The 23,419-nt window shown below is 57.5% G+C and carries 19 protein-coding genes and 1 tRNA gene; 19 read left to right on the forward strand and 1 reads right to left on the reverse strand.

What is annotated here, in order from left to right:
- The first annotated feature begins 1 nt into the window (after window position 1).
- The gene (locus ACN085_RS08540) at window positions 2-787 is read left to right on the forward strand and encodes a succinate dehydrogenase iron-sulfur subunit (protein WP_419099931.1); all 786 of its coding nucleotides are present in this window, start codon (window positions 2-4) and stop codon (window positions 785-787) included.
- 314 nt (window positions 788-1,101) lie between these two features.
- Here the strand turns inward: ACN085_RS08540 and ACN085_RS08545 are convergent, their stop codons facing one another.
- Window positions 1,102-1,833: a hypothetical protein gene (locus tag ACN085_RS08545; RefSeq protein ID WP_419111250.1), complete on the reverse strand. Its 732-nt coding sequence runs from the start codon at window positions 1,831-1,833 to the stop codon at window positions 1,102-1,104.
- Window positions 1,834-2,247: 414 nt separating this feature from the next.
- Here ACN085_RS08545 and ACN085_RS08550 point away from each other — a divergent pair, with 414 nt between their 5' ends.
- From ACN085_RS08550 to ACN085_RS08635, 18 genes are all read left to right on the forward strand, one after another.
- A complete protein-coding gene (locus ACN085_RS08550) occupies window positions 2,248-3,009 on the forward strand; it encodes a hypothetical protein (protein WP_419111251.1) in 762 nt (253 codons plus the stop codon).
- Window positions 3,010-3,236: 227 nt separating this feature from the next.
- Window positions 3,237-4,463, forward strand: coding sequence for an amidohydrolase (locus ACN085_RS08555; RefSeq protein ID WP_419111252.1), 1,227 nt, complete (start codon window positions 3,237-3,239; stop codon window positions 4,461-4,463).
- Between the two features lie 303 nt (window positions 4,464-4,766).
- A complete protein-coding gene (locus ACN085_RS08560; protein WP_419111253.1) occupies window positions 4,767-5,867 on the forward strand; it encodes a BMP family lipoprotein in 1,101 nt (366 codons plus the stop codon).
- 196 nt (window positions 5,868-6,063) lie between these two features.
- Window positions 6,064-7,641, forward strand: coding sequence for an ABC transporter ATP-binding protein (locus tag ACN085_RS08565; protein ID WP_419111254.1), 1,578 nt, complete (start codon window positions 6,064-6,066; stop codon window positions 7,639-7,641).
- Between the two features lie 2 nt (window positions 7,642-7,643).
- Entirely contained in the window at window positions 7,644-8,942 is a 1,299-nt protein-coding gene (locus ACN085_RS08570) for an ABC transporter permease (RefSeq protein ID WP_419111255.1), read from the forward strand.
- A gap of 2 nt (window positions 8,943-8,944) precedes the next feature.
- Window positions 8,945-10,237, forward strand: coding sequence for an ABC transporter permease (locus ACN085_RS08575; protein ID WP_419111256.1), 1,293 nt, complete (start codon window positions 8,945-8,947; stop codon window positions 10,235-10,237).
- 59 nt (window positions 10,238-10,296) lie between these two features.
- Entirely contained in the window at window positions 10,297-10,698 is a 402-nt protein-coding gene (locus tag ACN085_RS08580; RefSeq protein ID WP_419099924.1) for a cytidine deaminase, read from the forward strand.
- Window positions 10,699-10,825: 127 nt separating this feature from the next.
- Window positions 10,826-12,124 (forward strand): thymidine phosphorylase, encoded by a 1,299-nt coding sequence (locus tag ACN085_RS08585; protein ID WP_419111257.1) that lies wholly within the window; start codon window positions 10,826-10,828, stop codon window positions 12,122-12,124.
- A 48-nt stretch (window positions 12,125-12,172) separates the two neighbouring features.
- A complete protein-coding gene (locus ACN085_RS08590; protein WP_419111258.1) occupies window positions 12,173-14,149 on the forward strand; it encodes a hypothetical protein in 1,977 nt (658 codons plus the stop codon).
- 112 nt (window positions 14,150-14,261) lie between these two features.
- Window positions 14,262-15,473: an adenosine deaminase gene (locus ACN085_RS08595; protein WP_419111259.1), complete on the forward strand. Its 1,212-nt coding sequence runs from the start codon at window positions 14,262-14,264 to the stop codon at window positions 15,471-15,473.
- The gene (locus ACN085_RS08600; RefSeq protein WP_419111260.1) at window positions 15,457-16,236 is read left to right on the forward strand and encodes a MazG nucleotide pyrophosphohydrolase domain-containing protein; all 780 of its coding nucleotides are present in this window, start codon (window positions 15,457-15,459) and stop codon (window positions 16,234-16,236) included. The genes ACN085_RS08595 and ACN085_RS08600 overlap by 17 nt, the downstream gene beginning before the upstream one ends.
- A gap of 277 nt (window positions 16,237-16,513) precedes the next feature.
- A complete protein-coding gene (eno, locus tag ACN085_RS08605; RefSeq protein WP_419099919.1) occupies window positions 16,514-17,794 on the forward strand; it encodes a phosphopyruvate hydratase in 1,281 nt (426 codons plus the stop codon).
- Between the two features lie 227 nt (window positions 17,795-18,021).
- Window positions 18,022-18,642, forward strand: a complete 621-nt coding sequence (locus ACN085_RS08610; RefSeq protein ID WP_419111261.1) for an FtsB family cell division protein — start codon at window positions 18,022-18,024, stop codon at window positions 18,640-18,642.
- A gap of 77 nt (window positions 18,643-18,719) precedes the next feature.
- Complete coding sequence (locus ACN085_RS08615; protein WP_419099917.1) at window positions 18,720-19,286, forward strand: DUF501 domain-containing protein; 567 nt, start codon at window positions 18,720-18,722, stop codon at window positions 19,284-19,286.
- A 54-nt stretch (window positions 19,287-19,340) separates the two neighbouring features.
- Window positions 19,341-20,297: an exopolyphosphatase gene (locus ACN085_RS08620; protein ID WP_419104402.1), complete on the forward strand. Its 957-nt coding sequence runs from the start codon at window positions 19,341-19,343 to the stop codon at window positions 20,295-20,297.
- Between the two features lie 8 nt (window positions 20,298-20,305).
- Window positions 20,306-21,682 carry a S8 family peptidase gene (locus tag ACN085_RS08625; RefSeq protein ID WP_419111262.1) on the forward strand — a complete coding sequence of 459 codons (1,377 nt, stop codon included), beginning with the start codon at window positions 20,306-20,308 and terminating at the stop codon, window positions 21,680-21,682.
- 174 nt (window positions 21,683-21,856) lie between these two features.
- On the forward strand, window positions 21,857-23,242 hold the full coding sequence (locus ACN085_RS08630; protein WP_419099914.1) for an NAD(P)/FAD-dependent oxidoreductase: 1,386 nt from the start codon (window positions 21,857-21,859) through the stop codon (window positions 23,240-23,242).
- A 73-nt stretch (window positions 23,243-23,315) separates the two neighbouring features.
- Window positions 23,316-23,392: transfer RNA gene (locus ACN085_RS08635), tRNA-Leu, on the forward strand.
- Window positions 23,393-23,419: the final 27 nt, after the last annotated feature.

Raw genomic sequence — 23,419 nt, forward strand, 5'->3', positions numbered from 1 at the left:
AATGGCTGATTTTGAAGCACGCGAACCAGAATCCAAGGTCGTTCTTAAGGCTGAGGCCGGTGAAGCTGGCGCTATCCCTACTTTTGATGTGACCGTCCAGGTCCGCCGTTACGACCCTGAACTGTCGGCAGAGGCCCACTGGGATGAGTTTAAGCTGACCATGTTTGGCACCGATAGGGTGCTCGATGCCTTGCACAAGATTAAGTGGGAGATTGACGGCTCACTGTCTTTCCGTCGCTCTTGCGCTCACGGTATTTGTGGCTCTGATGCCATGCGTATTAACGGCCGTAACCGCCTGGCCTGTAAGACCCTGCTCAAGGATCTTGACCTGTCCAAGCCGATCACCGTTGAGCCAATTAAGGGCCTGCCCTGCGAGAAGGACCTGATTGTTGATATGGAGCCCTTCTTCCAGGCCTACCGGGAAATCATGCCCTTCTTGGTCAATGACACCCACGAGCCTGAGCGTGAGCGCCTGCAGTCCCAGGAGGACCGGGCCCGGTTCGATGACACCACCAAGTGTATTCTTTGTGCGGCTTGCACAAGCTCCTGCCCTGTCTTTTGGACTGATGGGCAGTACTTTGGCCCGGCAGCTATTGTTAACGCCCACCGTTTCATTTTTGATTCGCGTGATGATGCCGGGGATATGCGACTGGAGATCCTCAACGATAAGGAGGGTGTCTGGCGTTGCCGCACCACCTTTAACTGTACTGAGGCCTGCCCCCGTGGCATTGAAATCACCAAGGCTATTGCCGAGGTCAAGCAGGCTGTGGTGGCTAGGGTTCTTTAGGCACTCTCAGCTGGCTGTGCTCTGGTAGCTCTGAATGACCAGCTAGCTGCTTGGCCTTGCTAGTAGTCCTCCCGGCCTACCCCAATCAGGGGGTAGGCCGGGAGGACTTTTTAGTCTGTGTGAGCTTGGCCTGGGCGGGGCACAGCTTAGTCTGTCTGGTAGGCACCGGCTCTAGCTTTAGAAAGGCTGACAGTTAGACCCCTGTAACTGGTCTGAAGTTTTGAAGCAGAGCAGGTTGAGAGAATACTAAAGGGCGGGCTACTCCTGTCAAAAGGAGCAGCTCGCCCTGAACGGTTAGACCTGTCGGTGCCTACTTAGCAGGTGCCGGTGGTTACCTTCTGGTTATTATCTGCGTGGCTATCGGGAGCGATGGGGCTACCACCGTTGAAGACCAGGAGATCGTCTAGGTCGTAGCGGGTAGTGTTTCCCAGGTAGGACCACTGAACGGTGGGGTAGCAGGTGCCGTCAATGCGTAGGGGCTCACGACCGCTTTTGTTGACAGAAGTGGGGTAGCGCTTTGGAATGGTAATAGTGCCTGAGGAGTAGCTAGTGTTGTTGCCGCTGGAGGTCACCGACAGGGTGCTCTTGGGGCTGATATTAGAGGACTCTGCCGAGCCTGACCCGTCCCAAATCATAGCTGCCACGCAGTTAACATCTTGGACGGGAACGTCCTGGTTGGCGGTTAGGGTAACTACAAACTGGGTAGCTGTCTGGCCCTTGGGGATATCTGTGGTCAGGGTCCAGGCACCGTTTTGGGAGTAGTTGAGGCCCGGTACCTGGCCACTGCTCATGTTAACGACCCAGGTGACGGTGTCGCCTGCATGAAGCATGTCATTAGGTGCCTGGACGGCAAGTTTTACCTTACTGGTCTGGGAATTGACGGTACCACTGCCGAAGAAGAGGGAGCAGATAGTGCCCAGGGGCGGATCATCGGGGGTGCGATCGGTGGAAGCTGCGTAGGCTGGAATTGCTGAGGTGGCGATAACAGCCGGGGCGGCCCAGGCGGCCCCCTTGGCGATGTTACGGCGTGAAATTTGAGGGGTCATGGTGCGAAGTGACTTCCTAATCGATTGGGTATGGTGTGTTTGAGGTAAGAGCTAAGGGGGTTTTGTCCCCATAACTGACTACTATACTAGCACCGCAGTAGGGTAAAGTGGCAAAAATAGTATTAAAAATATTAATATTTCTCCCACAAAACCACACGAAAATTTTATGACCTTAATAACTATGCCCCTGTCACTTTGGGCTATGCTGTTGCCCTTAACCTAACCGTCAAATTGTCCGAGACCTGCTGGGAAACCATTTTGATTAGGGTCTTTGTAGAGTCTAGAAAAAATTTTTAATATCCGGCTGCTTCTCCTGTAACGAAGGTTGCTGGCAATAGCTATATCTCTTTAAGTCGAAATAGTGATAGTCTTAGAAAAATTGTTCTCAAAATTAAAGAAATCATTAGGGGATTTATGAAAGACACTAACCTCAACAGGCGCTCTCTAGCGCGCGGTGCAGCCTGGGCCGCACCTGTCGTACTGGCCTCCTCCGCCGTTCCGGCCTACGCCTCCTCCTGTAACACCATTGACCAAACCTTTAAGACCCTCCACTGGCTCTCCGCCTCTGGTGGAACAACCGCTACCGGTGAAGAAGGGCTGTCTGCTAACCAGGTCAGCTCGCAGAACGCACGCCTGCGGAGAGACAACATGACCCTGGTGGATATGTCTGCTAGCGGCCTGAGCGAGGGGCAGTGGCTCTACCTGCACCAGGCTCAATACAGTACCCGTGCTGGGGCCACCCAGACCATTTCCATTACCCTGCCCGAAGAAGCCCACTGTGTGTCCTTCTATGTCCAGGACGTTGATACCCAGTCCGATAGGAATACAGGTCGGCGTTACCGCGACCAGGTCACCGTACCCGGTTTCACAGCTTCAGCTGTCAACCCCGCCTACATCCAAATTGAGGGTTCCACCGCCCGTGCCAGCCACGATGCTGCTTTGGAGGGTAAGGCCAACGAATACGAGTGGGGCTGGGAGTCAACTAACGGCGCGGTTCTCTACCAGGCCAACGGGCCGGTCAGCTCAATTGAACTGACCTTCCAGAACGTTTGCGGAAGCCTGAAATCTGATGTCAATAATACCCAGCACATCGGTGTTTCAGCTATTCGCTACTCCACTACTCCTGAGTGCGTCCAGTGCCAGGGCGGTACCACCGGATCGCGTAGCGCCGGCTAAGAACAGTCTCTAGCCTTATAGCTAGAAGGCCTACATCAGGCCACGGGCCCCTCTGCTGAGGGGCCCTACCTTTTTAATAAGAAGCAATTCCTGCCTGCCTTTCATTTAGGGGTATCCTCTAGCCCGGCCTAGACAGGGTGGGGCACCCTAAGCCAAACTCTATATATCAGCTACCCTTAGTAAAGAAGCCAGAGACAAAAACTAGAGACAAGAAGCCGAGAGAAGGCATGAGCCAGAGAGCCAAGGACAGAGGCAGAACAGAGAGCCAGCAACCAGATAGTCTGGGGGATATCAGCGGGCTACTTCCCCAGCTCATCGCCTTCCGCCGGGAGGTTCACAGCCAGCCGGAGCTTTCCTACCTAGAGAAAAAAACCACGGAGCGAATCTTTAGCGCCCTGACCCAGGAAGGCTTAGCGCCCCGCCACCTCAAGGGCACCGGCTGCTATGTGGATGTAGGGCAGGGCCCCCTGGCAGCAGCCCTACGCGCAGACATTGATGCTCTACCCATTCAAGAGCAAACAGAACTGCCCTACGCCTCCAAACACGCCGGGATCATGCACGCCTGCGGGCACGATATCCACCAGACCGTCATGCTAGGCGTTGCCATCCTCCTGCATCGGCTTGACCAGCACAGGCCCCTGGGCGGGCGCATCCGCATCATCTTCCAGCCTGCCGAAGAACAACTGCCTGGCGGGGCTGTTGATGTGATTGCCCAGGGCATCCTAGAAGGGGTGCCGCGCGCTTTTGCCTTACACTGTGAACCCAAGGTAGATGTGGGCAAAATTGGCACCCGTATTGGGGCTATCACCAGTGCCTCCGACACCATCAAAATCAGCCTCAAAGGGCGCGGTGGGCACACCTCTCGCCCCCACCTGACCGAAGACATCATCTACGCCCTCTCCCAGATAGCTATCAACGTCCCAGCAGTGCTCTCACGTAAGACCGATGTGCGCAGTGGTGTGCTGGTGGCCTGGGGGCAGATCGAAGCCGGAGTGGCCCCCAATGCAATCCCCTCCACCGCTTTCCTGGCCGGAACTATGCGCTGTTTAGACGCTGAGGTCTGGAAGCAGGCAGGAGCCATGCTCGATCAGGTGGTGGAGCAGGTCGCGGCCCCCTACCGGGTCGAGATTGAACTAGAGCATTTTCGCGGCGTACCCCCATCCGTTAACACCGAAGAGGAAGTCGCCCTGGTCGAAGCAGCCAGCAGGGCTGAACTGGGGGAGGACTCTGTGGTGCTAGTGGAACAATCTATGGGGGGTGAAGACTTCGCCTGGATACTGCAGGAAGTCCCCGGTGCCCTCATTCGCCTAGGTACTCGTGTGCCAGGTGGAATAACCTACGATTTACACCGGGGAGACTATGCCCCCGATGAGCGGGCTATCGAGTATGGCGTTCGAGTAATGGCTGCTACCGCTTTAAGGGCTATTAGTCTAGAGCGTTCACGGCTTGCCTAAAGAGGTGCCTGCCCACTTTTGAGGAAGAGGTGTGGCTTCTTGGGGCAGCAGAGCATCATTAGAACAAGTTGGCACTCTTTACCTAGGGGTGCTGGGTGATCAGGGCCAATAATCCCGGTGTGATTAAATAGCAGAGCCTTGTTGCTGGGGTCACTCCTTTTTAGGTGAATCAGAGATGAACCGGAAGATAAATCACACTATGATGTGTTGTGTTACGCAAAATTTCTTCTGGGATTACACATCACACGCGGGTAGTAGTGCAGTGGTGCACCTACCTCCCAGAGTGGCACGAAAAGGACCTTCATGGCTCTCTCACGCAAGCACTTCGCATCAACCGGTTCTATCCTGGGTATCTCCGCCCTGCTTCTGGCAGGCTGCGGCTCAGCCCCCGAAGAGTCCTCCAAGGCCTCCGGCGACAACAAAGACTACCTGGGCTGCATCGTCTCTGACTCCGGTGGCTTCAACGACAAGTCCTTCAACCAGAACTCCTACAAGGGTCTGACCGACGCCGTCTCCCAATACGGCATTCAGGAAAAGAAGGCCCAGTCTAGCGCTGAGACTGACTACGCTCCCAACCTCAACGAAATGGTCCAGGCCGGTTGCAACCTAACCGTCACCGTGGGTTACGGTCTGGCAGACGCGACCAAGGAAGCAGCAGAAGCCAACAGCGACCTGCACTTCACCATCGTGGACGATAACTCCATCGAACTCGATAACGTGCGCCCCATCGTCTTTGACACCGCCCAGGCCGCTTTCCAGGCTGGCTACCTGGCCGCTTCCCAGACCAAGACCGGTAAGGTCGCAACCTACGGTGGTGCCCAGTTCCCCACCGTAACCATCTTCATGGACGGCTTCGCCCAGGGCGTCAAATACTACAACGAGCAGAAGGGCACCAAGGTTGAGGTCCTCGGTTGGAACACCGAGAACCAGTCCGGCACCTTCACCGGTGACTTCGAAGATGCCACCAAGGGCAAGACCAATACCCAGAACTTCCTGGACCAGGGCGCCGATATCATTCTGCCCGTTGCTGGCCCCGTAGGTGCAGGCACCCTTGAAGCTGTCAAGGAATACAACGCGGCTCACGCCGATGCCCCCGCCTCCGTTGTCTGGGTTGACTCTGATGGCTACGAAACCAACCCCGACTTCCAGGACATCATCCTGACCTCCATCATGAAGAAGATGGACGAAGCTATCACCGAGACCATCAAAGCTGACATGGACGGCAAGTTCACCTCCGAGGCCTACATCGGTACCCTGGAGAACGACGGCGTTGGCCTGGCTCCCTTCCACAACTTCGACAGCAAGGTCTCCGATGAGACCAAGGCGGAGCTGGAGAAGATTAAGGAAGATATCATCTCCGGCACCATCAAGGTTGAGACCGAAGGCTCACCCACTGCTGCATAATAAGCACCCGTTAGCCACTTGCTAACCCCCGCAACGGCTCACACCCTCTACCCGCTAGAGGGGTGAGCCGTTTGTGCGGTGAAGGGGCAGTGTCCAGTAAGTAAGCCCCAACCCGCTAAACTAAAGCACGAAGCAAACCTTTCTGCCGCCCCGCGCGGTGATGTGCCCAGGTTCTCTCACAGAAAGCCACCCCCCCATGAAACTCGAACTGCGCAAGGTGACCAAGAGATTTGGTGATTTTACCGCGAACGATAGCATCGACCTGACGGTCAACCCGGGGACAGTCCACTGTCTGCTGGGCGAAAACGGTGCCGGTAAATCCACTCTGATGAACGTCATCTACGGCCTTTACCAGCCCACCGAGGGGCAAATCTATATTGATGATCAGCCGGTCGAGTTTTCCGGCCCCTCCGATGCTATGGCCGCCGGTATCGGTATGGTTCACCAGCACTTTATGCTGGTTCCGGTCTTTACCGTGGCAGAAAATGTGGCTCTGGGTTCAGAGAGCCTTAAGGGGGTCACCCTGGATCTGGAAACTACCCGCCGTAAAATCCGCCAAATCTCTGACCGCTACGGCTTCGCCGTGGACCCCGACGCGGTAGTAGAAGACCTGCCCGTGGGTGTTCAGCAGCGCGTTGAAATTATTAAGGCCCTGGTGCGGGAGGCCGAAATCCTGATTCTCGATGAGCCTACCGCTGTGCTCACCCCCGCAGAAACCGACCAGCTCCTGGGCATCATGGACGAACTGCGCAAAGACGGCAAATCCCTGCTCTTTATCTCCCACAAGCTGCGTGAAGTCCGTGAGATCTCCGATGATATTACCGTCATTCGCCGAGGTAAGGTGGTCGGCCAGGCCAGCCCCGCTATGTCCACTACCGAGCTGGCCTCCCTGATGGTCGGTAAGGCCGTTCAGCTCACCGTCGATAAGGGCGCCCCCCAGCTCACCCAAAAGACTTTCGAGCTTGAAAACCTCACCCTGATTGCCAGTAACGGTGTTCCTCTGCTCAAGGACGTTAGCTTCAGCGTCCGCGGCGGCGAGATTCTGGCCGTAGCCGGCGTTCAGGGCAACGGGCAGACCGAACTGGCAGAAAGCATTATCGGTTTGCACCCCAAGGCAACCGGATCCACGAAGCTCAACGGTAAAGAACTGCTGGGGCTTTCCACCAAGCAGGTCCTACAGTCGGGTGTTGGCTTTGTTCCCGAAGACCGCAGCAAGGACGGCCTGATCGGCTCCTTCTCTATCTCCGAGAACCTGATTCTTGACCTCTTTGACAGCAAAGATTTCTCGTCCATGGGAACCCTCAACCGGTCCAAGATTTCTGAGAACGCGGACCGCGCCGGAGCCGAATTTGATATCCGCATGGGCTCCAAAGAACATACCGCGTCCACTCTTTCCGGTGGTAACCAGCAGAAAATTGTGGTGGCCCGCGAACTCAGCCGCCCCCTCGAACTCTTTGTGGCCTCCCAGCCCACTCGTGGCGTGGATGTTGGTTCCATCGAATTCATTCACAAGCGCATAGTTCAGGAACGGGATAAGGGCCTACCGGTCATTATCGTCTCGACTGAACTTGATGAGGTCTACGGTCTTGCTGACCGTATCGCCGTGTTCTTCCACGGGGAGCTCATGGGCATTGTCCCGCCTGAGACACCCCGCTCGGTACTGGGCCAGATGATGGCCGGGGCAACCTACGAGGAGGCCCAGAGAGCCGCCGATGAACATGAAGAAGTTTCAGCCGTAACCACCCCCCAAACCCCCTGGGCAGAAGGAGAATAAGCGTGAGTGACAACAAGCCCGCAGCCGAGCAGGTAGACCCCGCTCAGACTGCCAAGAGTGCGGCTACTAGCCCCGCGCCGGCAACTGAAAGTCAGACCGTCATCCAGCCCAAGCCTTCCACCTTTGCCCGCATTGCCGGCGGTAACATCGGCCTGTCAATCGGTGCCGCCCTGGCCGCCTTTATCGTGGGTGGCCTGCTCATTGCCGCGACGGACCCCGCCACCCAGGCCGCCTCAAAGTACTTCTTTGCCCGCCCCATTGACACCCTCAGTGCAGGCTGGAGCGCAGCTTATGACGCCTACATGGCACTGCTGCAGGGGGCGATTTTCAACCCCAACGGGCGCACCTTTAACCAGCAGCTTCGCCCCATCACCGAAACCCTGACTGTAGCCACCCCGCTGATCTTTGCGGGCCTAGCTGTCGCCCTCTCCTTCCGGGCCGGTCTCTTTAACATCGGTGCCCAGGGCCAGCTTATCCTCGGTGCCCTGGTTTCAGGCTGGGTTGCACTGAACGCTGGCCTGCCCCTAGTTGCTATGGTCCCCCTGATTATTGTTGGCGGTATCGTCGGTGGTGCCCTCTGGGGCGGTATCATCGGTGTCCTCAAAGCTAAGACAGGCGCCCACGAGGTCATCCTGTCCATCATGATGAACTACATTGCCGCCAACCTGCTGGTCTACCTGCTCAAGACCCCGCTCCTTCAGCGTGCGGGTAGCTCCAACCCCATCTCCGAGAAACTGCCCGATACGGCGGTCTTCCCCCAGCTTCTTGGGCCAGCCTTCCGCCTGCACCTGGGCTTTATCGTAGCTATCCTGGCTGTAGCCTTTGTTTGGTGGCTCCTGAACCGCTCCACCGTTGGTTTCCGGCTGCGTGCCGTTGGCGCTAACCCGCACGCTGCTCGCACCGCAGGCATCAAGGTGGCCTCAGGCTACATCATCGTCATGGCGCTCTCCGGTGCCCTCGCCGGTCTGGCCGGTGCCGCCCAGGTGGCAGGTAGCGAAAAGGTACTTACCACAGGTATTGCAGGTTCACTGGGTTTTGACGCTATCACCGTGGCTCTGCTGGGTCGGTCCAAGCCCGTTGGCACTTTCTTCGCGGCACTGCTTTTCGGTGCCTTCCGTGCAGGCGGGGTTTCTATGCAGGTATCTACTGGTACCTCTATCGACATCGTGCTGGTTCTGCAGGCGCTGATCGTTCTGTTCATCGCAGCACCCCCGCTGGTTCGCTCCATCTTCCACCTGCCCGACCCCACCGGCAAAACCACCAAGAAAAAGTCAGCTCAAAAGAAGGCTGTGGAGGCATAACCATGAGTGTAGAAGCAACCAAGGCAACCAGCCTTTCTTCCGACACTGAAACTCTGGTCGTCAAAGACTGGAAAAACCCTGTTATCTATGCCCTCCTGGCCCTAGTTGCACCCCTTCTGATAGGTCTTCGCGCCCCCCAGGCAACTATTAGCCTGGGTATCTCAGACGGCGTGAGCTGGTTTAGCGCTGAGCCGCTGCGGATCAACCCCCAGACCTACGGGTGGGTTGCATCGGCCCTGATGCTGGCACTGGCCCTTTACTCTCTGGTGACCGCCAAGGCGGGTAAGACACTGGGTAAGTGGGTAGCCCCTCTCTTCTGGCTACTCTTTGCAACCGGCCTGCTGGTCTGGGCAGTTGGCTCAACAGCTAGCCCCTCGCTGTCACTGGTCTCCCTGCTTAACGGTGCTGTTCTGCTCTCTGTTCCCATGATCTTCGGTTCAATGGGCGGCCTGCTCTGTGAGCGTTCTGGTGTTGTCAATATCGCTATCGAAGGCCAGCTTTTGCTGGGTGCCTTTAGTGCAGTACTCGTCGGATCTCTGACCAAGAGCCCCTGGGCTGGTCTGGTAGCTGCCATGGTGGGTGGCATGCTGGTCTCTGCCCTGCTGGCAGTCTTCGCCATCAAATACCTGGTGGACCAGGTCATCGTGGGTGTTGTGGTCAACGTCCTGGTATCAGGTCTGACCGGCTTCTTCTTCACCCGAGTTCTGGAGCCCAACGCATCAGTGCTGAACTCAGCACCCAAACTCCCTGCTTTCGCTATCCCCGGCCTGTCGGAGATCCCCGTGCTCGGTCCGGTGCTTTTCAACCAGAACGTCCTGGTCTACATCATGTATATCGTCGTTGCTACTATCTGGTTCGCACTGAACAAGACCCGCTGGGGCTTGCGCACCCGCGCCGTAGGTGAGCACCCCAAGGCCGCTGATACCTTGGGTGTGAATGTTAACCGCCTGCGCGCTACCAACGTCCTGCTAGCTGGTGCCGTTGCCGGTATGGGCGGAGCTTTCTTCACCCTGGTATCCGTTTCATCCTTCAACTCCGACATGACCGCCGGCCAGGGCTACATTGCCCTTGCTGCCCTTATCTTCGGACGTTGGACCCCGATCGGTGCCCTGAGCGCCGCCCTGCTCTTTGGCTTCTCACTGAACCTGCAGTTCGTTCTCTCAATCCTGGGCACCAGCGTACCCACCGAACTGTTGGCCATGCTGCCCTACCTGGTGACCATCTTCGCGGTGGCAGGCCTGGTGGGCCGTTCACGAGGCCCCGCAGCCGTAGGCATTCCCTACGTCAAGGAATAAATCTCTGGTGGCTACCGCTTGGTGCGGTAGCCACCCCTGTCTTAAGCAAAGGAACAAAGATGCCCGAGATTAACTGGGAAGAGCTGACCCAGGCCGCCACCGATGCACTGGCCTGTTCTTACTCTCCCTACTCCAACTACCCGGTAGGTGCCGCAGCCCTCACCGAGGACGGCCGCGTTATTACCGGGGCCAACATCGAGAACGCCTCATACGGTATTACTCTCTGTGCCGAATGTTCCTTGATTTCTGAACTTTTCCGCACCGGGGGAGGGCAGCTGGTAGCTTTTGCCTGCGTCGATCAGGACGGAAAAGCGCTCATGCCCTGCGGCAGGTGCCGCCAACTTCTCTTTGAGCACAGCGCACCCGGTATGCTCCTTCAGTCTGTGAGCGGGCTGATGACGATTGAACAGATGCTGCCCGATGCCTTTGGCCCCGAACGCTTAGAGACAGCAAGAGGCTAATCTTTCACTGCGGTTGCCTGCCCGGGAGCGGGCGCTCGCCGGTTTGAACTGGCATACTTGAACATAGAGTTAGTAGCAAGCAAGAAGAGCGCGGGGAGCAAGGTAGCACTCGCGTAGAAAGGACAGCGTGAGCACCGAAGCTTTTGACGCCGTAGATGTCATCCGCACCAAGCGAGACGGAGGGGTCCTCTCACCCGAGCAAATTGACTGGGTCATTGATGCCTATACTCGCGGTGTGGTTGCCGATGAGCAGATGAGTGCTCTTGCCATGGCTATTTTTCTCAACGGTATGAGCCGCCCCGAGATTGTGCGCTGGACCGATGCCATGATTCGTTCTGGTGAGCGCATGGACTTTTCCTCAATCATTGGTCCCGACAAGAAGCTGGCTACTGCCGATAAGCACTCTACCGGTGGGGTGGGGGACAAGATCACCCTGCCGCTGGCCCCTCTGGTGGCTGTCTACGGGGTCGCTGTTCCCCAGCTGTCAGGCCGGGGTCTGGGCCATACCGGTGGCACCCTGGACAAGCTTGAAGCTATCCCTGGCTGGCAGGCCAATATCAGCAAGGAACGTACCCTGGAGATTTTGGGGAGTGTTGGGGCGGTTATCTCCGCTGCCGGTTCAGGCCTGGCACCTGCCGATAAGAAGCTCTACGCCCTGCGTGATACCACCAGCACTGTTGAGGCGATTCCGCTGATTGCGTCCTCGATTATGAGTAAGAAAATTGCTGAGGGCACCGGTTCACTGGTGCTCGATGTCAAGGTGGGCTCCGGTGCTTTCATGAAAGACCTGGCTCAGGCTCGCGAGCTGGCTGAGGTTATGGTCGATTTGGGCCAGGACGCAGGCGTAACAACCAGTGCCCTGCTGACCAATATGGACACTCCGCTGGGTCTGGCCGTTGGTAACGCCTGTGAGGTCGCTGAGTCCGTTGAGGTGCTCGCGGGCGGGGGGCCTGCAGATCTTGTGGAGCTGACCGTTGAGCTAGCCCGGGTCATGCTGAAAAACTCCGGTGTCGAGGCAGACCCCGCTGAAGCGCTGGCAGATGGCCGTGCTATGGATAAGTGGCGTCAGATGATTGCTGCTCAGGGCGGAGACCCCGATGCACCTCTGCCCACAGCCCGTGAAACTCATACCGTGCTAGCTGATAGCTCAGGGACTCTAACCCGCTTGGATGCTCTCGCCGTTGGGGTAGCCTCCTGGCGTTTGGGCGCAGGCCGTGCACGTAAAGAAGACGACGTTCAGCTTGCCGCAGGTATTATGCTTCACGCCAAGCCCGGTGATACTGTTACAGCAGGTCAGCCCCTGATGACTCTCATGACAGATACCCCCGAACGATTTGCCCGAGCCCTCGAGTCACTTGAGGGTGCGTGGACTATTGGCGGCGAGTACACGCCGTCCACCATTATTTTGGACCGAATCAACGCATAGGGTTACCTCCCTCCAGTAACTGTCCAACCGCGAGAAAAGAGAACAACCGTGGGACTTTTTAGCCGAAAGAAAAACCAGCCAGCTCCTAGCCCAGCATCACCCCGTGATGTCCTTGCAAGTGACGCAGAAACCAGTAAAGAATCAGCGGGTTCCGCCTCCTTGCCACCTGCTGAGACCGCTGTTGCGGCGGGAGTCTCTGCGGAGGCAAACGCAGGTAAAGGCTTCAAAGCCACGGTCGAGAAGATGCGCTCCAAGGCCGATGGACAGGTAACACTGAGCCTGACTCAGGCGGGTAATGAGATGAGCTACACGCTCTACCAGCGGGGCCAGGAAATTGAATCTGGCGTCATTGAGCCCGGTAGCGAGTGGTTCAGCCCGGTAGCTGACCTCTACGTCGAAGAGGAAAAAAGCGAACGCGGTGCATGGACTAGGGCACTGATTGTGGTCAACCCCGCTGTGGGTAACGAAACTGCGGTCCAGGTTTCTTTCATGAATACTGAGGCCAGCCGGACCCACAACCTTAACTATTCTCTGAATTTGGGCCATATCGCGGCCCCTGCTGTGGTAGCTGCGGCTGCTCAGACCGAAGAAGCACCTGAAACTACGGAGAATCCGGAGCCTGTTGAAGAGCGACTGCACCGGGTTTCTGCTCGTCTAGCATCTGATGAAGAAGAAACCGCTCAGAGCGGTGCGGGGCTCGATGCTGATCTGGCTGAGGCCGATGCTGAAGAGGTAGGGACCGTCGATTCTGTTACTCGTTCCGATGAGGTATCAACCGCCAGCGCCCTTGGCGAGCCCCTTGATAGCCTCAGCCTGTCTGAGACCGTCGAAGAATCTTCTGAGCTGGCTACTGAGCAAGCTGACTCTGTTTCTGAGACCAGCTACCTAGCCCAGCGGTTTGCTCACACAGACGAGGATGAAAACGCGGCTGGAACCCAAGAACCTGGGGAAGAGAGCCTTTCTGTAGCTGGGACTCTTGACCCCGAGTTGGGCTTCAGTGACGAGGTTGCAGATAGCTCAGCGCACATCGCTCCCCAAGCGATTGAAGAGGCCCCCCGTGTAGAAGAGCCCACTATTGAGTCCAGCCATGAGCCTGTCGAAGCTGAGAACAAGGCTGAAGAAGGAGGTGCTGTTCACTCCGAGTCTGCAAGCCAGTACCCGGCAACCGGCGGACACTTTGATGGCACCGTTGATATCGATGATTCTCAAGCGGCTTCGCAGCCGGCTGAGAAGGCAGAAGCTCCCTCATATCTTCTGGGCCAGGCCACATCACCTGAACCTGTTTCTGATGTTCCGGCGCTACTGGTTACTGAGGATGACAGTGAAAGCATTGTAGCTGACCCTTACGCCAGTGAGGATTTGCCCAGCCATATCGACGACAGTGAATTCGGTACTGACGAAGAGCCCGCACCCTCAACAAGGGCATCTGCTTCTGTTATCCCCGCCGCCCCGAGCAAGGTTGCCGCTGCCACCCTGGATGCCCCTATGACCGGCGCCAGCGTGGACGTAGCTCCCTCTTACTCTGAGCAGAGCCAGGCCAAGCCCTCTGAGACGCAGAAGGCAGATGGCAACCTGATTCTGACTGAGGCTGAGGTCGTGTCCCGACTTGCCCCGGCTTATGATGCCCTGTTCGGCCTCAAGGGTACCGCGCTGGATGTTTCAACAGTTCTGATCCGTGTACGCACCCTGGGCTCCTACTACGATGCCCTGACTCACGTGCGTCGGAACGGTTTCTGGGAGCAGGTCCGCACCTTTGACCTGATCCCCGAAGATGTTCTGGGCATTTTGCAGCTCAAGGCTGATTCTTACAAGGAAGGCTACGGTTCACCGCTGGCTATCAATCTGCGCTTTACCCCCGGCATTCCTGTGGTTGCCTCCTTTGACTACGCCGATGAAGAGGCTTTTGTGCGCTACCCCGAGCATCTGCCCGCACAGCAGTATGTAGAGGAATTGCGTATGTTCCCCCGCACCGGAGCTAATATCCCAGCGCATATGAGTGAAGCTCTGGCCTCCTGGAATTTCTAGCTAGTCACCGTTAGGGTTTTTCACTAATGACCGGCCCCCAGCTACCGCCCCGGCACACCTTCGCGTGTGGCGGGGCGGTTTTCCACAAGAAAACCATGAGAGAAGAAAACGAGTGAGCGATACCCCCACTACCTGGTTACAGTCATTGCCCAAGGTCTGTCTGCACGATCACCTTGACGGTGGTCTGCTCCCGGAAACCATGATTGAGCTGGCGCAGGAGATAGGGCACGAGCTGCCTGCTGAGGAGCCTCAGGCTCTAGCGGCATGGTTTAAACAGGCCGCTGATTCTCGTTCTTTAGAACGGTATCTTGAAACTTTTGAGCACACGGTAGCGCTGATGCAGACTGCTGAAAACTTGCGCCGGGTGGCTATGGAGCATGTCTTGACCTTGGCTGCTGACGGTGTGATCTATGGCGAGATCCGTTGGGCCCCCGAACTGCACCTGACCCAGGGGCTGAGTATGGCCCAGGCTGTTGAAGCGGTAGCTGACGGGCTCATGGACGGTATGGAACAGGTAGGGCAGGCTGGCGGGCGTATTCTGGTCAACCAGATTTTGTGCGCCATGCGCCACCAGAATAATTCCCTGGAGGTTGTGAAAACAGCTCTGGCCTACCGCCCCCTGGGTGTGGTGGGTTTTGACCTAGCTGGCCCGGAGGACGGCTTCTCTGCTGCTGACCACGCGGAGGCCCTTGATCTTGCGGCCCGTCATTTTCTGCCGGTCACCCTTCATGCGGGAGAGGCTTACGGGCTTGACTCGATTCGTCAAGCCCTGGTGGCTGGTCGTGCTCTGCGCCTGGGCCACGGTGTACGTATCACAGAGGACATTACCGCTCGTACCCTGGCTGAGATTGACCCGACCGGTGAGCTACTGCCCGATGCTGACCGGGAGCAGACCGTCCTACAGTTGGGTGAGGTTGCCGAATGGGTTAAGAATCGCCGAACTACCCTGGAAACCTGCCCCTGTTCTAACCTGCAAACCGATGCGGCGGAACACCTTGACCGGGTGGGGCTCGGCCTCGACTTTGAACCTGCCCGTTCCTACGAGGAGCACCCGGTGGCGCTACTCCTGCAGGCTGGTTTTGCGGTAACAATCAACCCCGATAACCGGCTGATGAGCTCCACCAGCATGACCCGTGAGTTTGCTGAGCTGGCCCGACATCACGGCTTTGGTCTGACCGAATTCTTTGAGGTCACTCTCAACGCCATTAACGGTGCTTTCTGTTCCCAGGATGAGAAGCAGGCACTCTTGCGGAGCGTCCAGATGGTCTACAGCCAGCTAGCTCTCCAGGAACAAGAAGGGGAGAGCCGTGTCTCAGGAGCCTAAACCCTCGGAGCCTCAACCCTCAACTCCCAAACCCCATGAAGCTACTAACAGGCAGGGGACTGGGCAACAGATACCGGGCTCTGATAGGACTCCCACAGCGGCTGATTTCTCCCAGCTCCTGGAGATCATGCAGACCCTGCGTCAGCCCGGCGGGTGCGCCTGGACCGGTGCACAAACCCACCAGAGCATCATGCACTATCTCATTGAAGAAACCTACGAGGTTCTTGAAGCTCTTGAAGACCCTCGGGGTCTTAACCTTCCCCTGCTCCGGGAGGAACTGGGCGATGTGCTTCTCAACCTTATTTTTCATGCCCAGATGGCCTCAGAGGTGCCCGCAGAGCTGGGTGGGTTTGGCATGGAAGATGTGGTAGCTGATCTGGCCACAAAACTGATTCGCCGTAACCCTCACGTCTTTTCTCCACGTGAGAGTGCTGGGCCCGGCCCGAGCGCCCAGGAAATATGTGAAGCCTGGGACCGGCTCAAGAAGCTTGAGAAGCCTGAACGTAGGGGGCTTCTGGACGGTATTCCACCGCACCTGCCTGCCCTTGCTCTGGCAGATAAGACCTTGGATAAGGCCTCAAAAGCCGGTCTGTGGCCGTGTCAGGGGGAGAATCCTGCCGGTCTGCCTGCCGGTATCGAGACTGAAGAGGCCCTGGGCGCTTACCTGTTTGAGCTGGTGGCTGCTGCCCGTGCCGCTGGTTTGGATGCTGAACGCTCCCTGAGGAGCCACACCCGCTCCTATATTCAGCACCACTCTGAATAGTCTCTCCTTCAGTGCTCTCTGAGCGGGTGAGTGTAGGGCACCTCTCCTGTAGGGGGACTCGGCAGCTCGGAGGCTCCGGTGTTGTGAGCCGTTGGCTCTGCTCCCACAAATCACAGACATGTTGAAGAAAAAGGTGGGAAATATTGAATTTCTGTGTGCTTATGTGGGTTTTTTGGTAGACTGGAAGCATAAACGCGTCTGGGCCGAGAGGCCTATTGAGCAATCAGCTTGACGCTATACAGCCATTCCACCTTTTTATCCTTCAAGGAGCATTTTCATGGCTTTGATTACCGCAGTACATGCCCGTCAGATTCTCGACTCACGCGGCAACCCCACAGTTGAAGTAGAGGTACTTCTGGAAGACGGCGCTTTTGGCCGCGCAGCAGTTCCCTCAGGCGCATCCACCGGTGAATGGGAGGCAGTTGAGCGTCGCGATGGCGATAAGGCTGTTTACCTGGGCAAGGGCGTTCTTGGCGCTGTATCTGCTGTGATTGATGAAATCGCTGAAGAGGTTATTGGTATTGATGCCACTGACCAGCGTGCTGTTGATGCAGCCATGATTGCCCTTGACGGCACCGATAACAAGGGCAAGCTGGGTGCAAACGCTATCCTTGGTGTCTCCATGGCTGTTGCTAAGGCCGCCGCTGAGTCCGCTGACTTGCCCCTCTTCAAGTACCTGGGTGGCCCCAACGCTCACCTTCTGCCCGTTCCTATGATGAACATCCTCAACGGTGGCTCACACGCTGACTCCAACGTTGATATCCAGGAATTCATGATTGCCCCCATCGGCTTCGACACCTACTCTGCTGCCCTGCAGGCTGGCGTTGAGGTTTACCACTCGCTCAAGGCTGTTCTGCACGATCGTGGCCTATCCACAGGTCTGGGCGACGAGGGTGGCTTTGCTCCCAACCTGGAGTCCAACGCGGCAGCTCTCGACCTGATCATTGAGGCTATCGAGAAGGCTGGCTACAAGCCCGGCGAGCAGATTGCGCTGGCTCTGGATGTCGCTTCTTCCGAGTTCTACAATGACGGCGCATACGACTTTGAAGGCCAGAAGAAGACCGCTGCTGAAATGAGCGCCTACTACGCTGACCTGGTTGCCAAGTACCCCCTCGTTTCTATCGAGGATCCCCTGGATGAAAATGACTGGGAGGGCTACAAGACCCTCACCGCCGAAATCGGCGACAAGGTCCAGATTGTTGGCGATGACCTCTTTGTGACCAACCCCGAGCGTCTGGCCCAGGGCATCAACGGCGGTGCTGCTAACGCCCTGCTGGTCAAGGTAAACCAGATTGGTTCACTGACCGAGACCCTTGACGCTATGGCACTGGCTCAGCGCAGCGAGTACCGTTGCATGGTTTCACATCGTTCAGGTGAGACCGAGGACGTCACCATTGCTGACCTGGCTGTTGCAACCAACGCCGGCCAGATCAAGACCGGCGCTCCCGCACGTTCAGAGCGCGTTGCTAAGTACAACCAGCTCCTGCGTATCGAGGAAGAGCTCGGCGACCAGGCTGTTTACGCCGGTAAGAGCGCTTTCCCCCGCTTTGCCAAGTAAGTCTGTTTTATAGACTGACTGCGGTGCCCCGGTAGCTACCTACCGGGGCACTTCTTTATACTCGGTCACTGTTCAGCCTATGAGGGCATAGCTCGTACCTTTTGCCTTGGTGGGGTGGGTGGGGGAGCGGGTAGACTGGTAATCTTGACGGAAGAGAGCATGCGGGCTTCTGAATGAAGCCCTAGCAAAAGAGCGACGGACCAACCCGCAGAATCAGGAAATACAGCATGGCACGGCAACAGGGGAACAAAAAGCCTAACCGCATTGCGGCTTTCTTCGGCTTTGGCCTGGGAAAACCGGCCGCCTCATCTGGTCGGGCTCAGCGAGCTAAACAGCCTGTGCCCTCTACCGGCTCTGAGCTCCCCGATAAGCCTGTCGCGGCGCACTCTTTCTCGGGTCACTTCATCACCTTCGCCCTGGTCCTGGTCATTATCGCGCTTTCGGTCTACAGCCCGCTTACATCCTTTATCAAACAGAACCAGGAGATTAAGGCCGCCAAGGACAATATCACTAGCTTGGAGGCTGAGAAGAAAGATTTACAGAACCAGGTTAACCTCTGGCAGGACGACAACTACGTCAAGCAGCAGGCTCGTAGCCGTCTCTTCTACGTGGAGCCGGGGGAGACCCCCTACTTGGTAGTCGGGCTGGATCCCACCAGCGAACTTGCCGATGACACCAGTGCCGCCGCCAAGACAGCACCCGAGGACTCCTGGACCACTAAATTGTGGGGTTCCTTCCAGCTCGCGGCTGAAGACCCCAATGCTCCTCAGTCTGAGAAGGCAAAGGGCCCTACCTCCACGGGATCTGCTACCCCAACAGAAACCCCTAGGAGTCCGACCGCTCCCTAGAATTTATCCGGGTACCCGGTGACGGGCCACCCACTAGACTAAACCGACAATGCCCACCGGCCACATCAAAGGACACCATGACCACACACAACCCCCAAGGCTTTGGCGTGACAGCCGAGACTCTTGCCCCCACCGACCTTGATATCCGGGTGCTTTCGGCACAGCTAGGCCGAAGCGTGCGTGACGTTGTGGAAATCCCTGCCCGCTGTGTGTGCGGGAATCCTCTGGTTGCGGCAACCGCACCCCGGCTGGCTAACGGCTCACCCTTCCCCACCGTTTTTTATTTGGCTCACCCCGTGATTACCGCCGCGGTCTCCCGTCTTGAGGCCGAGGGGGTCATGTATGAAATGACCGATGAGGTTACCGATAAGGTCGATAAAGCTGAGGCATACAGGGCGGCCCACGAGAACTACCTGGCTGAACGCGACCGTATCCGCTCCCTTGCCGGCCTCGATCAGGTACCTGAAATTGAGGGTGTTTCTGCCGGGGGTATGCCGACTCGCGTAAAGTGCCTGCACGCTGTTCTTGGGCATACCCTGGCGGTTGGGCGCGGTATCAACCCTTACGGGGACCAGACCCTAGATTTGATTGCTCAGTGGTGGACCCCTGACACCTGTCACTGCGACCCCACCTGGCGCGACTAAACCTCAGCCACCAGTAAGCCAACCCCCACCCCGAGACTATCTGAGGGAGAACCCATGCGCCTTGGAGCTATCGACTGCGGAACCAACTCAATCCGCCTCTTGATCGCTGAAGCCCAGCCCACCGACAATGGTATCCAGCTCAAAGACTTAGAGCGGCAGATGAAAATTGTGCGCTTGGGCAAGGGCGTGGATGCGACCGGCTGGCTGGCTAAGGAATCCCTGGAACGTACCTTCGCGGCAACCCGCGACTATGCGGCGCTCCTGAAAGAGTACGGGGTCAAGCAGGTGCGTTTTGCCGCGACCAGCGCCACCCGCGATGCCGGTAACCGCGATATTTTTACCCGCGGTATCCAGGACATTCTGGGGATTGAGCCCGAGGTAATAACCGGGACCGAAGAAGCTGAGCTGTCCTTTGCGGGTGCCCTGTCATCGGTAGGCAACACCGGTGAAACAACTCTGGTGGTTGACCTGGGCGGTGGCTCCACCGAGTTCGTTTTGGGTAATCAGAAGGGTGTTCTTGCGGCTCGTTCCGTTGATATCGGTTGCGTGCGGCTGACCGAGCGGCACATTAGCTCTGACCCGCCCAATGTCTCGCAGGTGGCTCGGGTTATTGCCGATACCGATAAAGCTCTTGCTACCGCCTTGGGTACTGTTGACCTTTCCGCTACCCAGCGCATTGTCGGTGTGGCCGGTACCGTGACAACGGTTGCGGCTCACGCCTTAGGCCTGGAGAGCTATGACCCTGCCCGTATCGACCGGGCTGATATCTGCATCAAGGACATCAGCAAGGCGGCTGCTGACATGGTGGCTATGACTAGCGCCCAGCGCTCTAAGCTGGGGTACATGCACGATGGGCGGGTCGATGTGATTCCCGCTGGCTCAGTGATTTGGGCGCGCATTGTAGAGCGAGTTTCGGCCATGACAGGGGGCGCCGTCACCAGTGCCCTGGCCTCTGAAAAGGATATTCTGGATGGCCTTGCCCTGTCAGTAGCATCTCGCGCGGGGCTCTAGAGGAACCAATGGCCCACCAGCGTTTGCGAAAAGGCCTAGCCCTGCTCTGCGCTACTTTTGTAGCCTGTAGCGGTGCCCTGGGCCTAGCCCCCACCGCGCAGGCAGTAACTGCCAGCCCGAGCCTTTCAGCGGACCCTCAGGCTAGCCCCTCAGCATCGACATCTCCCCGGGGTGATTCTATTCGTAGCCGCGAGTACTGGCTGACCCAGTACGGTATCACCGGCTTGTGGAAGCAAACCACAGGCAAAGGAATCACTGTTGCCGTCATTGATACGGGTGTGGATGGAACCCACCAGGACCTCGTGAATAACGTCATTGATGGCTACGATGCCTCGGGCGTGAGCAGTTCTTCTAAGGGGTGGAAAGGCCTGGGCCTTGAGCCTGAGCACGGTACCCTGGTCGCTTCGATGATTGCTGGCCACGGCCACAGCGACGGCTCAACATCGGTTAACCCCGGTCAGCCGGGCAAACCTGCTGGCGTGATAGGGGTCGCACCCGATGCCACCATTCTGCCGATTTCTCTTGAACTGGGAACCAGCGTTGCCGGTAGCCCTTCCATCAACGAGCAGATACCTGATGCCGTCCGCTACGCGGTGGACAAGGGGGCCGACATTATCAACCTCTCCGTAGGGTCCAACGACACCTCGTGGCCGGAATCTTGGGATTCTGCCTTTGCTTACGCCGAAGAAAAAGGGGTTCTGGTGATTGCTTCTGCGGGGAACCGGGGTGCTGGGATCACCCAGGTTGGGGCACCAGCGACCATGCCCGGTGTGCTCACCGTAGGTGGTGTTGATACCAACCGTCAGGATTCCTGGTCTTCTTCCTCCCAGGGTATCTCCATTGCCGTGTCCGCACCGAGTGAGTCAATGGTTGGTGCTATCCCGGGTAACAAGTACGCTACCTGGTCTGGAACCAGCGCCTCGGCACCGCTGGTGACCGGGTTGGCCGCCCTCATCATGGAGAAATACCCGGACCTCACCGCCCATCAGGTCATTGAACGGATTATCTCGTCGGCAGATGATGAGGGGGCACCCGGGAGAGACGTGCTCTACGGTTACGGCATTATCAACCCCGCCAAAGCCCTGGCAGCCGATACCCCGGATGATACCCAGACCAACCCCTTAGGCTCCATGAAGGACTGGATCAGGGTTCACCGAAAGAACGCGGCCAGTTCTACCGCTGATCCCAGCCCCAGCCAAACACCTCTGCACAAGGTGGGCGAGAGCATTAGCCCGCTTGCGGCCCCCGTTCCTTCCCGGCCAGTGGAAGACTCAGGGGTTCTACCCTTTATCGTGCTAGCTGCTTTCGCTTTCTGGCTAGGAATTATTACCCTGGGCAGTATTCATCAACTTACCGGGATCCTACGGCGTAACCGGCGACGCTAGGGGAGCGGAAGCAGAGAACCTAGCCCCGGTCTTATTCCCTGCAAGGCCCTTCAGACCGCTCTGCCCATCACATGCTGGGGAAAAAACTATATTTATGCAGTTAAAAGTGGCAAGATAAGCATGGAGACTTTTTGCCGGAGTACCGGCAACACATCAACAGGAAGTTAAACACGAATGGCATTCAACAAGATTGCACAGGATCGCCCCCGCGTTCTCATTGTCGGCGGCGGCTACGTCGGTTTCACCGTGGCAAAGAAGATTCAGAAGGTTATCAAAGAATCCGGTGGTGTTGTCACCATCGTTGATCCCAACCCTTACATGACCTACCAGCCCTTCCTCCCCGAGGTTGCCGCTGGTTCCATGGAAGGCCGTAATGCGACCGTTCCGCTTCGTCAGCACTTGCGCGATTCAGAAATTATCGGTGGCCGCGTGCTGTCGATTAACCATGCCTCCAAGACCGCAACCATCGAACCCATCAACGCCGGTGAGCCTTTTGAGCTGACCTACGATGAAATCGTCCTGGGTGCCGGTGCTGTAACCCGTGCTTTCCCCATCCCCGGCCTGGCCGAGGTTGCTATTGGTATGAAGACCGTTGAAGAAGCTGTCTCTGTACGTAACTGGGTTCTGGAACGCATCGAAATCGCTTCGCTGACCACCGATGAGGACGAACGCCGTCGTGCACTTACCTTCGTCATCGTCGGCGGTGGCTTTGCCGGTGTGGAAACCATCTCTGAGCTCGAAGACATGGCCCGCGAGGCAGTTAACCGTAACGAGCGCCTGCGGGTTTCTGACCTGCGTTTTGTGATGGTCGAAGCGGCCCCCCGCATCATGCCCGAGGTCCCCGCAGACCGCGCCGAGAAAGTTGTTGCTGAACTGCGTGCCCGCGGCATCGAGGTTCTGCTAAACACCTCATTGTCCGATGCAACCGACGGCCACCTCAAGCTCATCAATATGGGCGATAAGTCACCCGCTGGTGAGCTCGACACCGACACCTTGATTTGGACTGCCGGTGTTGCTGCTTCCCCCATGCTCAAGGAAACTGACTTCCCCGTTGACGAGCGCGGCCGCGTTCGTGTTCAGGCTGACCTGCGTGTTGCTGGCGAGGACGGCGTGATTGAAGATGCTTGGGCCGCTGGCGATAATGCCGCTGTCCCCGATCTCTCCGGTGGCGGGGTTGGTGGCTTCTGCGTGCCTAACGCTCAGCACGCTTCACGCCAGGCTCTCAAGCTGGCAGAGAACCTGCTGGCTAAGCGCCGTGGCGAAGCCCTGACCGACTACTACCACGAGACTATTGGCGTTGTTGCCGGTCTAGGCCTGTGGAAGGGTGTTGCTAATATCAAGGGTAAGACCATCGGCGGTCCTCTGGCCTGGATTATGCACCGTGGCTACCACGGCCTGGCTATCCCTACTACTGAGCGTACCGCTCGTGTCATGACTACCTGGGCGCTCAACCAGGTCTTTGGCCGTGACACCTCATCAATCCGTCACCAGCGCTCACCCCGCCGGGCTTTCCAGCAGGCGACCGGTACCGCCCCCGAGAAGTCTAAGGCCAAGCTCTAAAGACTTTTCTGGTATAAATGTAGAGGCGAAGAATGTGCCAGCCCGGCTTAAGCGCCGAGCTGGCACCGCCCTAGCCCCCATAGCCCAATTGGCAGAGGCAGAGGACTTAAAATCCTTGTGTTCTGGGTTCGAGTCCCAGTGGGGGCACCACCTGCTAGGACGCTCCGTTTGGTTTGA

Source organism: Rothia sp. P4278, from assembly GCF_048512945.1.
GTDB lineage: Bacteria > Actinomycetota > Actinomycetes > Actinomycetales > Micrococcaceae > Rothia.